Origin of the sequence: Izhakiella australiensis (genome assembly GCF_002006995.1) — a bacterium.
Lineage (GTDB): Bacteria > Pseudomonadota > Gammaproteobacteria > Enterobacterales > Enterobacteriaceae > Izhakiella > Izhakiella australiensis.
In genome coordinates, this window is sequence record NZ_MRUL01000001.1 from 644,313 (window position 1) to 658,684 (window position 14,372).

The 14,372-nt window shown below is 53.9% G+C and carries 15 protein-coding genes; 12 read left to right on the forward strand and 3 right to left on the reverse strand.

From position 1 onward, the window contains the following. Positions 1-13: 13 nt before the first annotated feature. Positions 14-1,102: an oxidoreductase gene (locus tag BTJ39_RS02895; protein ID WP_078001149.1), complete on the reverse strand. Its 1,089-nt coding sequence runs from the start codon at positions 1,100-1,102 to the stop codon at positions 14-16. 177 nt (positions 1,103-1,279) lie between these two features. Here BTJ39_RS02895 and BTJ39_RS02900 point away from each other — a divergent pair, with 177 nt between their 5' ends. The 4 genes from BTJ39_RS02900 to BTJ39_RS02915 all read left to right on the forward strand — a co-directional run bounded on the left by BTJ39_RS02900 (position 1,280) and on the right by BTJ39_RS02915 (position 6,188). Beyond that, complete coding sequence (locus BTJ39_RS02900; RefSeq protein ID WP_078001150.1) at positions 1,280-2,782, forward strand: sugar ABC transporter ATP-binding protein; 1,503 nt, start codon at positions 1,280-1,282, stop codon at positions 2,780-2,782. Next, complete coding sequence (locus tag BTJ39_RS02905; RefSeq protein WP_078001151.1) at positions 2,779-3,774, forward strand: ABC transporter permease; 996 nt, start codon at positions 2,779-2,781, stop codon at positions 3,772-3,774. The genes BTJ39_RS02900 and BTJ39_RS02905 overlap by 4 nt, the downstream gene beginning before the upstream one ends. 20 nt (positions 3,775-3,794) lie before the next feature. After that, positions 3,795-4,865 carry a sugar ABC transporter substrate-binding protein gene (locus tag BTJ39_RS02910; RefSeq protein ID WP_078001252.1) on the forward strand — a complete coding sequence of 357 codons (1,071 nt, stop codon included), beginning with the start codon at positions 3,795-3,797 and terminating at the stop codon, positions 4,863-4,865. Between the two features lie 78 nt (positions 4,866-4,943). Further along, on the forward strand, positions 4,944-6,188 hold the full coding sequence (locus BTJ39_RS02915; RefSeq protein WP_078001152.1) for an LVIVD repeat-containing protein: 1,245 nt from the start codon (positions 4,944-4,946) through the stop codon (positions 6,186-6,188). A 38-nt stretch (positions 6,189-6,226) separates the two neighbouring features. Here the strand turns inward: BTJ39_RS02915 and BTJ39_RS02920 are convergent, their stop codons facing one another. Continuing rightward, entirely contained in the window at positions 6,227-6,796 is a 570-nt protein-coding gene (locus tag BTJ39_RS02920) for a TetR/AcrR family transcriptional regulator (protein WP_078001153.1), read from the reverse strand. A gap of 116 nt (positions 6,797-6,912) precedes the next feature. On the opposite strand from BTJ39_RS02920, the gene BTJ39_RS02925 reads away from it, so the two are divergent. After that, positions 6,913-8,103, forward strand: coding sequence for an MFS transporter (locus BTJ39_RS02925; RefSeq protein ID WP_078001154.1), 1,191 nt, complete (start codon positions 6,913-6,915; stop codon positions 8,101-8,103). A 31-nt stretch (positions 8,104-8,134) separates the two neighbouring features. Here the strand turns inward: BTJ39_RS02925 and BTJ39_RS02930 are convergent, their stop codons facing one another. Further along, a complete protein-coding gene (locus tag BTJ39_RS02930) occupies positions 8,135-9,019 on the reverse strand; it encodes a LysR family transcriptional regulator (protein ID WP_078001155.1) in 885 nt (294 codons plus the stop codon). A gap of 102 nt (positions 9,020-9,121) precedes the next feature. On the opposite strand from BTJ39_RS02930, the gene BTJ39_RS02935 reads away from it, so the two are divergent. The 7 genes from BTJ39_RS02935 (at position 9,122) to BTJ39_RS02965 (ending at position 14,371) form a co-directional block, all read left to right on the forward strand. Next, complete coding sequence (locus BTJ39_RS02935; protein ID WP_078001156.1) at positions 9,122-9,850, forward strand: SDR family oxidoreductase; 729 nt, start codon at positions 9,122-9,124, stop codon at positions 9,848-9,850. Positions 9,851-10,418: 568 nt separating this feature from the next. Further along, the gene (locus tag BTJ39_RS02940) at positions 10,419-11,399 is read left to right on the forward strand and encodes a 6-phosphofructokinase (RefSeq protein WP_078001157.1); all 981 of its coding nucleotides are present in this window, start codon (positions 10,419-10,421) and stop codon (positions 11,397-11,399) included. Between the two features lie 10 nt (positions 11,400-11,409). After that, positions 11,410-11,700, forward strand: coding sequence for a PTS sugar transporter subunit IIB (locus BTJ39_RS02945; RefSeq protein ID WP_078001158.1), 291 nt, complete (start codon positions 11,410-11,412; stop codon positions 11,698-11,700). Positions 11,701-11,716: 16 nt separating this feature from the next. After that, positions 11,717-13,054, forward strand: a complete 1,338-nt coding sequence (locus tag BTJ39_RS02950) for a PTS sugar transporter subunit IIC (RefSeq protein WP_078001159.1) — start codon at positions 11,717-11,719, stop codon at positions 13,052-13,054. Positions 13,055-13,124: 70 nt separating this feature from the next. Continuing rightward, entirely contained in the window at positions 13,125-13,397 is a 273-nt protein-coding gene (locus tag BTJ39_RS02955) for a hypothetical protein (protein ID WP_078001160.1), read from the forward strand. A gap of 6 nt (positions 13,398-13,403) precedes the next feature. Further along, positions 13,404-13,841, forward strand: a complete 438-nt coding sequence (locus tag BTJ39_RS02960) for a PTS sugar transporter subunit IIA (RefSeq protein WP_078001161.1) — start codon at positions 13,404-13,406, stop codon at positions 13,839-13,841. Next, positions 13,838-14,371 carry a P-loop nucleotide/nucleoside kinase family protein gene (locus tag BTJ39_RS02965; RefSeq protein ID WP_078001162.1) on the forward strand — a complete coding sequence of 178 codons (534 nt, stop codon included), beginning with the start codon at positions 13,838-13,840 and terminating at the stop codon, positions 14,369-14,371. The genes BTJ39_RS02960 and BTJ39_RS02965 overlap by 4 nt, the downstream gene beginning before the upstream one ends. The last annotated feature ends 1 nt before the right edge of the window (position 14,372 follow it).

Consider the following 14,372-nt stretch of genomic DNA (forward strand, 5'->3'; position numbering starts at 1 on the left):
GGGACGCTATCAATCAGCGCGACAGGGACTCTACTTTCTCAAACGCTGCCCGCAGGATATCAGGCGAGAGCGCGACCGGCAGGTAGTGAATCGACTCCACCGGACGCAGGGTATGGGCGATGACCTTATCCAGCTCCGGGCGATTATTGATGTCGATTGCCAGCGCGTGCAGCGTGGTGGGTAGCGTAAAGCGTTGCCAGGCATTTATGAGTTGGGTTAATACCTCATCCTGACCGAGCAGCGCGCTCTGCACCAGAATACCGTAGGCCACCTTGGCGCCGTGCAGGAACCGCTCGGTTTGCGGCAGCACCGTCAGGCCGTTGTGTACCGCATGCGCCGCCGCCACGCGCGTATAACGATCCCCCAGTCCGCCTACCATGCCGCCGCCAGCCACGATGGCTTCCACTACATCAAGAAACTTTTGTGTCAGTTCGCCGCGCTGCTGATCTGCCAGCGCCTGTTCGCTGCTTTCTAACAGAATATCGCGGATCGCCAGCGCGGCGTTGACGCCAAGGCGTACGGTAAGCGGCAGCGTTTCCGGCTGCGGCGTCAGTACCACCGCCTCGTACCATTTTGCCAGAGTATCGCCGATGCCCGCGCGCAGATAGTCTGCCGGCGCGGCAAAGATAATGCGTGGCTCGACCAGCACCAGATAGTTAGCGTCGTTGAATACTTCAAATTGCAGTGCCTGGCCGGCATCGTTATACCAGACGGAAAGCGGGGTCCAGGCCGCGCAGGTTGCCGCGATGGTCGGAATGGTTACCACCGGTAGCTTAAGACGACGCGCTGCCGCTTTGGCGCTATCCAGCAGGGCGCCGCCGCCGATGCCGATCACCACCGCGCGATCGCCGCCGGCCTGCTGAGCCAGACGCGTGACGTCGGTTTCGCTGCAGTGGCCTTTAAACAGAATCTGTTTTGCGCCCGGCGCGTTGAATTCTTCCGGTAGATAAGGGCGGGCGCCTTCAATGGCGCGTTCACCGTAAATCCACACCGCACGCTCAAGCTGCTGCGGGCTGAAGAACTCGCGCAGGCGCGCCAGGCTGCCCTGGTGAGAAAAATAGTTTGCCGGGCCGGGCACGACGCGAATATCGCTATTACTCATGATCAAAGGTCCTTTATTGCGTGTTCGATAGTCTGATGTTAACCTGGTTGTTGATTTTGGACATCCAGATGGCTAATATTCTTTTGCTTTAACTTATGCCTTTTCATTGGTTGCCTGCCGGGCAAGGTTATGAAAAATTTAGCTAAATAAACCAATCACCTCAGGGATCTACGCGGCATGAGCAGTAACCAGCTTGAAATGCGGGCGATTAGCCTGGCTTTTGCCGGCTTTAATGCCTTGTCGCAGGTGGATTTCAGCCTGAGCGGCGGTTCGGTCCACGCCCTTACCGGGGCCAACGGCGCCGGTAAGTCGACGCTGATGGCGGTGCTCTGCGGCACCCACGGCGGCTATGATGGCGAGATACTGATTAATCATCAGGCGGTGTCGATTCGCCGCCCGCGCGACGCAAAGCGGCTGGGCATTCATCTGGTTCAGCAGGAAGTGGATGTCGCGCTGGTGCCGGGCCTGAGCATTGCCGAAAATATTATGCTGGATAAGCTGGCGGAGAGTGGTCATTGCTACCGCTGGGGCGAGATCCGTCGTCAGGCGCGCGCCGCGCTGGCGCAGCTTGATACGTCGATGAATATCAGCCGCCCAATCGGCAGCTGCACGCTGGCCGAAAAGCAGCAGATTTTGCTGGCGCGGGCGCTGTCTCATCACTGCCGTTTTCTGATCCTCGATGAGCCAACTGCGCCGCTTGACCGCCATGAAAGCGAGCGCCTGTTTACCGTGGTTCGCCGCTTGCAGCAGCAGGGGATCGGCGTGGTTTTTATCTCCCACCGTATTCATGAGCTGAAGGCCATCTGCGATACCTTAACGGTGCTGCGCGACGGCAGGCTGATCGAGTCTGGCCCGTTGCAGGATCTCAGCGGCGAACAGATAGTGGAAAAAATGCTTGGTCATGAGCTGAGCGATATCTATCCCCCCGCGCGTCCGGCGCAGGCGCAGGAACTGCTGCTGAGCGTTGAGGAATTACATGATGACGCGCTGCTAAAAAATATTTCTCTGCGCCTGCATAAGGGTGAAATTCTCGGCATTGCCGGGCTGGCCGGCGCCGGAAAGACCGAGCTTTGTAAGGCGCTGTTTGGCGCCAGCAAAAGTCGTATTGCACGCGGCGAACTGAATCACCGGCCGTGGCGACCGCGCAATCCTGCCGATTCGGTGGCGCGCGGGCTGGCGCTGGTGCCGGAAGAGCGACGTAAAGAGGGCATTTTTATTGACGAATCCGTCAGCATGAACTTAGCGGTCAGCGCCGATAACAGCTTTGCGCGCTGGGGAGTGTTTGGCCGCCGCCAGTCATGGCGCTGGGCGCAGCAGGTCATTACCCGCCTCGGCATCCGCGCCAGCGGTCCGGGGCAACGCCTGCGTCGCCTGTCGGGAGGGAATCAGCAAAAGGTGGCGATTGGCAAGTGGCTGCGCGCTGATGCCAGCGTGCTGATTTTTGATGAGCCGACGAAAGGCGTCGATATCAAAGCAAAAACCGATCTGTTTTCACTTATTGATGAGCTGGCCCGCCAGGGCAAGGGGGTGATTTATGCCTCCGGCGAGTTCGCCGAGCTGGTGGGGCTGTGTGACCGCATCTGCGTGTTATGGGATGGCCGTATTGTCGCGGAAGTGACGCGCGAAGAAGCCCGTGAAGAGACCTTACTTTATTATTCCACCGGAGGAACAACGCCTTGAACAAGGCCCTTTCAGCCAGTAGCGCGTCGGCGCCGCGTCAGCAGATTTTCAGCTTCCTCTCCAAATGGGGGATGGTACTGACCGTTATCGCCATGATTGCGATTTTCGGCATCGCCTCGGAAAATTTCCTCGATCCGTTCAACATCATCAATATCTTGCGTTCGATTGCCATCGTCACGGTTATCGCCATCGGCGTATCGGTTTCACTGACCGTGGGCGGCTTCGATCTCTCGGTTGGTTCCACCGCCTCGTTGGCCAATGCGCTAGTCATCTCGCTGTTTGTCTGGCATGGCTTTGGCACTACCGCCGCGATTTTGCTGACCCTGGGCCTGTGCATGCTGGTCGGATTGTTTAATGCCCTGCTGATCGTGGTGCTGCGTATTCCTGACATGCTGGCGACCCTTGGCAGCCTGTTTGTCATTCAGGGCGTGGCGATGACTTACAGCTACGGCGGCTCGATTACCGAAAACATGGTACTGCCGAGCGGCGATATGGCTGAAGGGACCATCCCTGCGGCCTTCGGCGCGCTGGGTCAGGTGCCGACAATTGTGTTCATCATGCTGGGGGTGACCCTTGTCGCCCAGCTTGGATTATCGCTGACCACCCACGGGCGGCGTATGTATGCCATCGGCGGCAACCCGGAGGCAGCGCGCCTGTCGGGGATTCGCACCCGGCGCTATAAGGTTGCGGCCTATCTTATTGCTTCATTGCTGGCGGGGCTGGGCGGCATCCTGCTGGCATCGCGCATCGGCTCTTCTCAGGTTAACGCCGGTGGCTCTTACCTGATGGATGCGGTGGCGGCGGCCTGGATTGGCTTTTCGCTGGCGGGATCGGGTAAGCCCAATGCGCTGGGAACGCTGGTCGGCGCGGTGATACTCGGCGTGTTGCAGAACGGGTTGGTGATGCTGTCGGTGCCTTACTACGCGATGGACATTATTAAAGGGTTGGTGCTGGCTGGTGCGCTGGCGGTGACCTATTTTCAGTGGCGTTAATTAATCAGGGTAAAGCAGATATGAAAAAAATAGCATTCTCATTGCTGGCGCTGGGGTTACTCAACGCGCTGGCGCTGCCTGCGGTAATGGCAGCGCCGGTGCCGGTACCGTCGGCGATTGCCAATCACCAGGGGCCGGTGCGCATTGCGCTTATCCGTAATCTTGGCTCGGATGATAATACCAGCCAGTTTATTGCCGGCGCTATTCAGCAGGGTAAAAAGCTGGGCTTTAAAGTCACGCCTTTTTTAAGCAACGGCGATGACGCTAAATTCCAGGATTTCGTTAATCAGGCGATCAGCCAGAAATATGACGGCATTATTCTCTCCCAGGGACGCGATCCCTATTCCAGCGCGCTGATTAAAAAGGCGGTGGCGGCCGGGATTAAAGTGTCGGTATTTGATACCGCCGTTCGCGGCGAGATCCCCGGCGTGACCGTTACGCAGCAGGATGATGCTTCGCTGACAAAGCTCTCCTTTGGTGAGCTGGTAAAGGATTTCAACGGTAACGCGCGCATCATCAAACTGTGGGTTGCGGGCTTCCCGCCGATGGATCGCCGTCAGGCGGCCTATGCGGAAATGCTGAAGGCTAATCCGGGGATTAAAGAACTGGAGTCCATCGGCGCGGTCTCTTCCGACGTGCAGGGCGATACCGCCAACAAGGTGGGGGCGGTGCTGGCTAAGTATCCTAAAGGCCAGATTGATGCAATCTGGGGCACCTGGGATGCCTTTAGTCAGGGAGCCTATAAGGCGCTGAAAGAGAACGGCCGCACTGAGATCAAGCTTTACAGTATCGATGTGTCGAATCAGGATCTGCAGCTGATGCGCGAGGCGAACAGCCCGTGGAAAGTCAGCGTGGCGGTGGATCCGAAGCTGATTGGCGCCACCAATGTTCGCCTGATCGCCAACAAGATTGCCGGTGAAGCGACGCCGGCCAGCTACGAATTCAAAGCGGCGGCTATCCCGCAGGCGCTGCTGGCAGCCCAGCCAGGCGCGGTGAACGTGGCATCGCTGAGCAAGGTGATCCCAGGCTGGGGACAAACGCAGGACTTTATCGCACCGTGGTTTGCCACTCTGGAAGCGAAAAATAAATAAGCCCGCGGACGGTTCGCTATAACGATAAACCTGATGCCCCATCGCCAGCGGCGGGGCATGTGAATAAGGTGGGTAATAATGGCAACTGAACTGCCGCGTCCGGAATACCAGCGCAACATGCGGCTGATTGGTCACAGCGACCAGGGCGGCCGGCCTGATGGCGTGCAGCTGATGGTGCATCGTGGCTATGCCTATATCGGGCATATGGTGTCGCAAGGGTTTTCCATCGTTGACGTGCGCGATGCGAAAAAGCCGAAGTCGGCAGGCTACGTTGCCGCCCCGCCGGGTACCTGGAACGTCCATTTGCAGGCTCACGACGATCTTTTGCTGGTTATCAACGCGCGTGACCTGTTTGCCGACGCCCGCTTTGCTGATGAAAAGGTCTATTACACCAAAGCGGTGGGTGACACGCTCGGCGATATCAGCCAGCAGGCCTGGAGCGCCGGGTTACGCATTTTCGATATTTCGCAGCCTGACGCGCCGCGTGAAATCAGCTTTCTGCCGCTTAATGGCGTCGGTATCCATCGTATCTGGTATGTTGGCGGCCGTTGGGCTTATGTCTCGGCGCTGCTTGAAGGCTTCAGCGATTATATCTTCCTGACCATCGATCTGGCCGATCCGCGTAAACCGCAGGTTGCCGGCCGCTGGTGGCTGGATGGCATGAACCTGGCGGCAGGGGAGAAACCGGACTGGCCTGCGGGCAAACGCTATGCGCTGCATCATGCGATTATCGCCGGCGATACCGCTTATGGCAGCTGGCGCGACGGCGGCCTGACGCTGCTGGATATTAAAGATCGCAGCCAGCCGACGCTTATCAGCCACCGTAACTGGAGCCCGCCATTTGGCGGCGGCACGCATACTGCACTGCCGCTGCCGGAGCGCGATCTACTGGTGGTGCTGGATGAAGCGGTGCTCGACAATCAGCAGGATGGTGAGAAGCTTATCTGGCTGTTCGATATCCGCGAACCGTCAAATCCGGTGAGCATTGCCACCTTCCCGCCGCCGCAGGAAGCTGATTACGTGGCAAAAGGCGCCCATTTTGGTCCGCATAATCTGCATGAAAACCGGCCGGGGAGCTTTGTCAGCTCGACGCTGATTTTCGCCACCTACCAGAACGCCGGGGTGCGCGCTTACGATATTTCCAATCCTTACCGCCCGGTCGAAACCGGCGCGCTGGTGCCGGCGGCGCCGGCGAAAATGATGGATACCCGCCCCGATCGGCCGCAGGTTATCCAGTCATGTGACGTATTTGTCGATGCGCAGGGCATTATCTACAGCACCGACTATAACGGCGGGCTGTCGATCATTGAGTATTTAGGCTAAGCACGGCGCAGAAGGTCGGCGGCGCTGGCTTGTGGCCGCTACGGGCTGATATCGGGCATCGCGTCGACCAGCCGCGCAATGTGCTGTGGCCCCGGCGTTTCAGCGGAAAATAACAGGCGATAAACCAGCGGTGCGACGAGGCGATCGAGCACCGTATCGGCCGATGGCACTTTTTCGCCGCGCGCCAGCGCGCGGCTGCGCAGCATCTCAATTTGCTGCAGGGTATAAGTTGCGCACTGTACGTTGTTTTGTGTTTTATCGGCGCAGAGTACGGTACGCAGCATGTTACGCCCCGGCACCGATGAGATTTCTTCAATATATTGTTCAATCCAGGCGCTTAAATCGGCCCTGAAACAGCCCAGATCTTCAGGCGCTTTGTCCGGACGTAAATTCTCGACCATCACATCGGATAGCAGCTCGGGCAGCGTTCCCCAGCGGCGATAGAGCGTTGACGGCGTAACGCCTGCTCTGACGGCGATCGCCGGGAACGTCAGCTGCGCCTCATCACCTTCTGCCTGTATCTCACGCACGGCGCGATGCACCGCCGCCTGCACCAGCGCGCTTCGTCCACCCGGACGCGGTCCCGGCCGGCTTTTTTTATCTTGCATTTTTGCTTCTCAGAAAATGGGGTAAAAGTCACTATTGCAAATATTTTGCTTTAGTGGGATAGTCAGCCATCGATCACAATCGCAAAAAAATTGCTTTTATCAGAGGGCACCTTGTTATGTCCAGCACTTTCCCGCAGAAAAGCCGCGCGCTTATCGCTTTGCATGCCCAGACGCTTATCGTTACGCTGGCGGCCTCAAGCGCTTCGACGCCGCTGTACAGCCTTTATCGCGCGCAGTGGCATTTTTCTCCTTTCTTTCTGACGGTGGCGTTTGCCGCTTATGCCATTACTCTGCTGTTGACGCTGCTGGTTGCCGGTCGTCTATCCGACCATACCGGGCGTCGTCCGGTGATCCTGGCGGCGCTGCTGCTCGCTGCCCTGAGTATGGCGCTGTTTCTCTGCGCTGGCAGCATTGGCTGGCTGATTGCGGCACGGCTGGTGCTTGGCATCGCCAGCGGGCTGGCGGCTTCCACGCTGAGTGCGGCGATCATTGATATCTCAGCCCGGCGCGGTGCGTTGATCAACAGCGTGGCGCCGCTGTTCGGCATGGGGGTTGGCGCTCTCGGCGGTGGGTTACTGGCCCAGTACGCCCCTGTGCCGCTGCGGTTGGTATACGCATTATTACTGGCACTGTTTGTTCTCCAGTTTATCCGCACCTGGTTTAGTGCTGAAACCGCGCCGCCGCAGCAGGTGACCCGCTGGAAACTCGCTTTGCATATTGGCATCCCTGCTGCGGCCCGCAGTACGTTTTTGCTGATCAGTCCGGTCAACATTGCGGTATGGGGCTTGTGCGGTTTCTACCTGTCGCTGATGCCTTCGCTGGTGCTGCGGATCACCGGTATTACTTCGCTGGTATTCGGTGGCCTGATTGTCGCTTTGCTGTCGTTCAGCGGCGTGCTGGCAATCCTGATTGCCCGACGACAAAGCGCTCATGCGGCGCTGACAACCGGCGTTATGGCGATGATCCCCGGCATGGCGCTGATCCTTACGGGAATACTCTGGGGATCGGTGGTTGCCCTGCTGGCCGGATCGGCCTTTGCCGGCTTTGGTCTGGGCGCCGGTTTCCTTGGGGCGATCAATAGCATGGTGCCGCTGGCCGCTCCCCAGCAGCGGGCAGGGCTGATGGCGACGTTTTATATAGAATGCTATCTGTCCAATGCCTTGCCTGCGATGGCTGCCGGGCTACTGGTACAAATGATTGGTTTAATCAGAACGGCAGAGGTAATGAGCATTTTCGTCATCGTGCTGGTGCTGCTCGCCGCCGTAGCGATGGTGCGGGCAAACCGTCGCTTAAGCGTTTCGCTATAAGCCCGGACTTTATCCATGATGCAGCGCGGTGTTACATGCGCATAAAATCGATCAGGGCGCGTAGTTTGGGCGCCAGATTTTTGCGGCTGGGGAAATAGAGATAAAAGCCGTCAAATTCAGGTAGCCAGTCGTCAAGCAGAGTGACCAGCTCGCCGCGCGCTATTTGCTGGCAGAAGGTCTCCGCCATGCCGTAGCTGATGCCGCCTCCCGCACAGGCGGTACGCAGCATCACGCCCATATCGTTGGTGGTCAGCGCCGGATTCACCGCCAGATCAAACTCCTTGTTATTTTCGGCAAACTCCCAGCGCCATGAAGGCTCCTCCGGCGATTTTCGCCAGCCGATGCAGCGATGGTTCAGTAAATCGCGCGGATGCCGGGGGACGCCGTGGCGCGCAAGATAGTCGGGGGAGGCGACTACCACCTGGCGCTGACGGGCGGAAACCGGAACGGCAATCATATCCAGGGCGATGATTTCTCCCAGCGGCACGCCAGCATCAAAACCTGCGGCCACGATGTCGAATTCGGCGTCAGTTATAGTGATATCCAGCTCGATTTGTGGATAGCGAGTGATAAAGCCGGCCAGCAGTTCACCGGAGATAAAGCGCTCGGCGATCGACGACACCGCCAGCCGCAGCCTGCCGCGCGGCGGGTTGGTCATGCCGGTAATATTATCAATAGCCTGGTTCAGTTCACTGATAGCCGGGGCCACCTCAGCATAAAACCGTTCACCCGCCTCGGTCAGCCGCAGGCTGCGGGTGGTGCGCTGTATTAGCGAAATACCCAGCCGATCCTCAAGCCGCCGCAGCGTCTGGCTGACGGCCGGCCGGGTAACCCCCAGCCGCTCGGCGGCAAGGCGGAAATTGCGCGTCTGCGCCAGCGTAACGAACACCTGTAATGCGTTGTTATCCAGCATCATTGGTTAGCTCTGGTTACCAGTACGGTAAGTAATGGGGGAATTCTCTTTATAAACCAGCCTGCTTAGGATAACCAGCAACATAACGGGCACAAGGAACCAACCATGAGTAATAACAAAGTTGTATTAATCACCGGCGCTTCGAGCGGCATTGGCGCGGGTATCGCGCTGGAGCTGGCCGCCGCCGGCATGACGCTGCTGCTGGGCGCCCGGCGCGAGGATCGACTGGCAGCGCTGGCGCAGCAGTGCCGCCAGCTGGGGGCTGAGACGGCGATTCAGGCGCTGGACGTTACCCAACAGGCGTCGGTACAGGCGTTTGCCGACGCGGCGCTGGCGCAATGGGGCCGCATTGACGTGATGGTCAACAATGCGGGCGTGATGCCGCTGTCACCGCTGGCTTCCTTAAAGGTCGATGAGTGGGATCGCATGGTCGACGTTAATATTAAAGGGGTGCTGTACGGCATCGCGGCGGTGCTGCCAGCGATGCTGGCCTGTGAAAAAGGGCACATGATTAATATCGCCTCGGTCGGTGCGCTCAGCGTCTCGCCGACCGCTGCGGTGTATTGCGCCACTAAGTATGCGGTGCGGGCTATTTCTGACGGGCTGCGCCAGGAAAATCAGCAGCTGCGGGTAACCTGCGTGCATCCAGGTGTGGTCGAGAGCGAACTGGCTGACACCATAACCGATGCCAGCGCGGCCGCTCTGATGCGCGACTACCGCGCGATCGCGCTACAGCCGGATGCCATCGGGCGTGCGGTGCGCTACGCCATTGAGCAGCCCGATGATGTGGACGTGAGTGAAATTGTCATCAGACCTACGCGCAGCCCCTGGTAAATTCTCTGTTATTCATTCCCCCAAATAACGTGCCGCGCTGCTGATGCCAGACTTTGCCAGTTGGTTATCAGACAGCGCGGGCAGCTTTTCATCAATGATTTTCCTGCCAGCGCGACTGTTTGCAATATAACAGCCGGGCAGGGAGTCATATTCTATAAAATTCCTTAATGTTTACTCTGCTATCAGATATCTGCTTTTGCGTCCGCTAAACCCTGATATCACGGTGGTTTATCTACTGATGAATAATAACCTTCGCAGTCAGAGGTGATTAAATGTGAAACGAATCACAAAAGTAAAAACTGTATTTCTGTCAAAAATAACCCGCCCGGCGTGCTTTTCTTTTTTTGTGAAAAAATAGATACAAAACAATTGGTTAAATAATTTTCTTTAGCAATTGTTAAATAATTAGTGTGATTAATATCACATTAATTGGTGTTTTTTATCAGTGTCAAGGGTCAATGTTAACCTGTGGTATTAAATAAATGTGACATCTGTCAAAAAAATGATTCAACCCATTATCAATAATCAAATCGCATTCACGGTGAAGTTCTAAAACTGAGACCAGCCAATGAAAATAGGATTAGTAATTAGCGGTGGCGATGTTAGTGGTATAAACAATTTTATTTTTCAGGTCAGTCGGATGACTGATTCTGAAATTGTTATTTTTGATGGCGGTATCAATGGCCTGATTGAAAACCGCTTTAAAGAAATTTCATGGCGCGATCTGGTTGATTTTGCTATATCGCCAGTTCCGTTGATTTCTTCAGGCAGGAAGGAGAATAAATGCAAGAAGTCAGACTATGAAAAAATAGCAAAAAATATACGGCTGAGAAAAATTGATTCTTTAATCATGGCCGGTGGCGATGGCTCTTTTCAGTTTTTAAAAGTGCTGAGTGGCTATGGCGTGAGCTGTTACGGCGTCGGCATGACCATTGATAATGATATTACCGGAAGTAGCTACACTATCGGTTTTTCCACCGCCTGCGAGCAGGTAATCAGCGAGGTGGGTAAGTTAAGAAATACCGGCCGGGGCCTGCCGGGACGCGTATTTATGATTGAACTGCTTGGCGGCTACTGCGGTGAGCTTACCCTGCAGGCTGCGTTAAAGAGTAATGCGGATATTGCGCTAATCCCTGAGTCGCCCTGGGAGATTGATATTCTGGCAGAAAATATTAAAAACAAGATAAAAGTTCAGAATAGCGTCGTCATATTATGCTCTGAAGGGTATACCAAAGAATATACGCCTGGATTTCAGGGTGCTATCGATACGATGATAGGTAAGATAGAGCACAAAATTGGTATCAGGATAAGAAAAACCATCCTGGGATACGGACTAAGGAACGGTATTCCCACCGGCGAAGAGATTATACAAGGCGCGATTGTTGCCGAAGAAGTTGTGCGTTGTATAAACAGTGGACTGATTAATAAAATCATTGTTGTAAACAATAATAATAAAGCTATACCGATAGATCTGGAAGGCTCTGATAAACGTTTAGTTGATAAAGACAGTAATATCTACAAGCTTGCTAAAATAAATAAGATTATATGAGGTAATAGGTATGCTCAAAGTACTCTGCGTATGTGGCTGTGGGCTTGGCTCAAGCTTTGCTATTGAGATGAGCGCAAAGTCTGTATTACAAAAATTAGGAATAGAAGCTGATATTAATCATACAACGGTTTCCGAAGCTTCGTCCTTTAAATACGACATTATTCTCACGCAAAAAATGTTTGCCGATATTCTTAACTCCGATGCGAGTGAAGAGCAAATGAAAAAGGTGATCATTCTAAATAAGCTCACCGACAAGCGTGAAATAGAAGAAAAAATTCTCGCTTATATGAAATCAAACTGAAAGATGAGGTGAGAAAGTGAACGGGATCATCAATTTTCTGGTGAAAGACTTGTTGGGTCAGGCCTCAATACTGATCGCATTGATTGCGATGATCGGCCTGATTCTGCAAAAAAAATCGGTTGGTAAAACCTTAGAGGGTACTTTTAAAACGCTGCTCGGCTTTCTGATCATGATGGCCGGTATAAACATCATCGTTGATGCGCTGACCTTCCTTAATAACATCTTCACCAGTGGTTTTGGCATGAAGGGGTACATTACGGATGTTGCCGCCATCGCCGGCGTGGCAAACCGTGAACTGGGTTCTCAGGTTGCGCTGACGCTGCTGGTTATCTTCGCGGTGAATATCATTATCGCCAGGCTGACACCTTTTAAATATATCTTTCTCACCGGGCAGGCGCTGCTGTGGATGGCGACCATCGGTACGGTTATCGGCTATAAGGCCGGACTCACCGGTGCCACTCTGATTCTGACCGGGGGGATCTTCGGCGGCATTATGGCGGTGCTGATGCCGGCTCTGGCCCAGCCGATTGTGCGCAAAATTACGGATTCTGACGACGTGGCACTGGGGCACTTCTGCACCATTGGCTATCTGGTTCAGGCCGTGGTGGCGCGTGCGGTAGGGAAAAACTCCAAATCGACGGAAGATCTTGAGCTGCCGGATAACTTTAAGTTTCTGCAGGATACTTATGTTTCGATGGCAGTGATTATGATCCCGATGTATCTCATTCCTGCGGTGTTTGCCGGGCCGGCCTATATTGCCCAGTATGCCAAAGGAACGAACTACCTGATGTTTTCATTCATGCAATCGATGCAGTTTGTTGCCGGGGTATTCGTGCTGTATAGCGGCGTGCGGCTGCTGCTTAATGAGCTGGTGCCGGCTTTTCGTGGCATCGCCATGCGTCTGGTTCCTAATGCCAAACCGGCGCTGGATTGTCCGGTATTATTCCCCTATGCGCCTAATGCGGTGATTGTTGGTTTTCTGGCAACGACTGTCGGTTCTATTCTCGGCATGATTATTTTCCCGATGTTTGGTCTTGCCATGATTCTGCCTGGTTTGCTGACCAACTTCTTTGCCGGCGGCGCAGCCGGGGTATTTGGTAATGCGATGGGCGGCAGAAAGGGCGCGATAATCGGCGGCGTTGTTCACGGGCTGTTTATTACCTTGTTACCGGCAATTCTGGTTCCGCTGCTTGAATCTTTCGGCTTTGTCGGCGTGACCTTCAGCGACTCGGATGTTATCAGTACCGGTCTGGTTCTCGGCCATGCTTTCCAGCATGAATGGCTGTTCGTTATCGGCTTTATCGTCTTTGTTGCCGTTATCGCCTGGCTGGCAAACAGGAAACTAGCGAAATAAGAAGCAACATTATTATCTGAAACTACCTGACAAGAATGACAAATCACATTCAAAAATGTGAGGAGGAATTATGTTCGCAAAATTGAAAAAACTCTTCAATTCAAATGAGGCAGAGGGAGTAGATGAAAATAATCAAGCGGCAGAAGTTATAGAGAAAGAACTGATTGAACTGGAGCAGAGTTTGATGCAAAACCCCGCAGACAACGCTACCCAGAAACAGTTGATGATTAAATACAATCAGGCTGTTCATATATTTTCTTCCAGTAAATCATACAGGAAAAAAGTTGATGACGTTTTTGTCAAGATCGATGAATTAAGGAACACCATCCGAAAAAACATATGAGGATTTATGAGTATCCGAAAGTTTCTTTCAGAAAATAAATATATTCAGCCAGGCGTAGCTGCCGATTCATGGCAAAACCTTATTCATCAGGCAGCCAGACCACTAATTTATAATGGTTTTGTTACGCGGGAATATCCACAGGCCGTTATTAAGAATACCCTGGAGTATGGCGCCTATTATGTTTTTGATGAGGGCATTGCGATCCCGCATGCAAGGCCTGAATGCGGGGTGCTGAAAAACTGTTTTAGCATGATGACGCTGCGCGAACCGCTAGCGATTAATGACAGCGAACCGGTGGATATTATCATCATGTTTGGCGGTGTCGATGGCGACTCACATATAACGGAGGGTATTGCATCAATTGTGGGCCTGCTGGAAAAGGAAGAAACGCTATTGCAAATCAGACGCGCCACAACTATTGATGAAATTCTTGGGTTATTATGAAAAAACTGATTTTAGTAAATGGCATTCCGGCTTCCGGAAAGAGTTCCGTCGCGAAAGTTATTTCGCAATATTTCAATATCCCCATATTGAGTATTGATGAAATTAAAGAGCCATTTATGCTCCAGTTCGCTGATGTCATCGACCGAACGCTTAACAGAAAGTTGGGTTATGCCGCGTATGAATCAATGTTTAATATTGTCAGGGATTCTCCGGAGGATTCGGTTTTTATTCTTGATGCATGGTTTGGCTTTCGTGATAAATCCGTTTTGCTTGATTATCTGCAACAGTCGGGAGTCGAACGGGTAATTGAAGTATGGAATGAAATATCTCCGACGCTGGTGGCAGAACGTTATCAGTCCCGGTGCAGTAAAAGAATTAAGGGACATCCCGGTGAAGAATATATTTCTGAGCTAATGGTTCTGGCCGAAAAAGCATGCCCGATGGAAGTCGGTGACTTATATACCCTGAACCAAAACCAGCAAGCCAATAATGACGCGCTTATTTCATGGATCAAGATCCGCCTGATTTAAA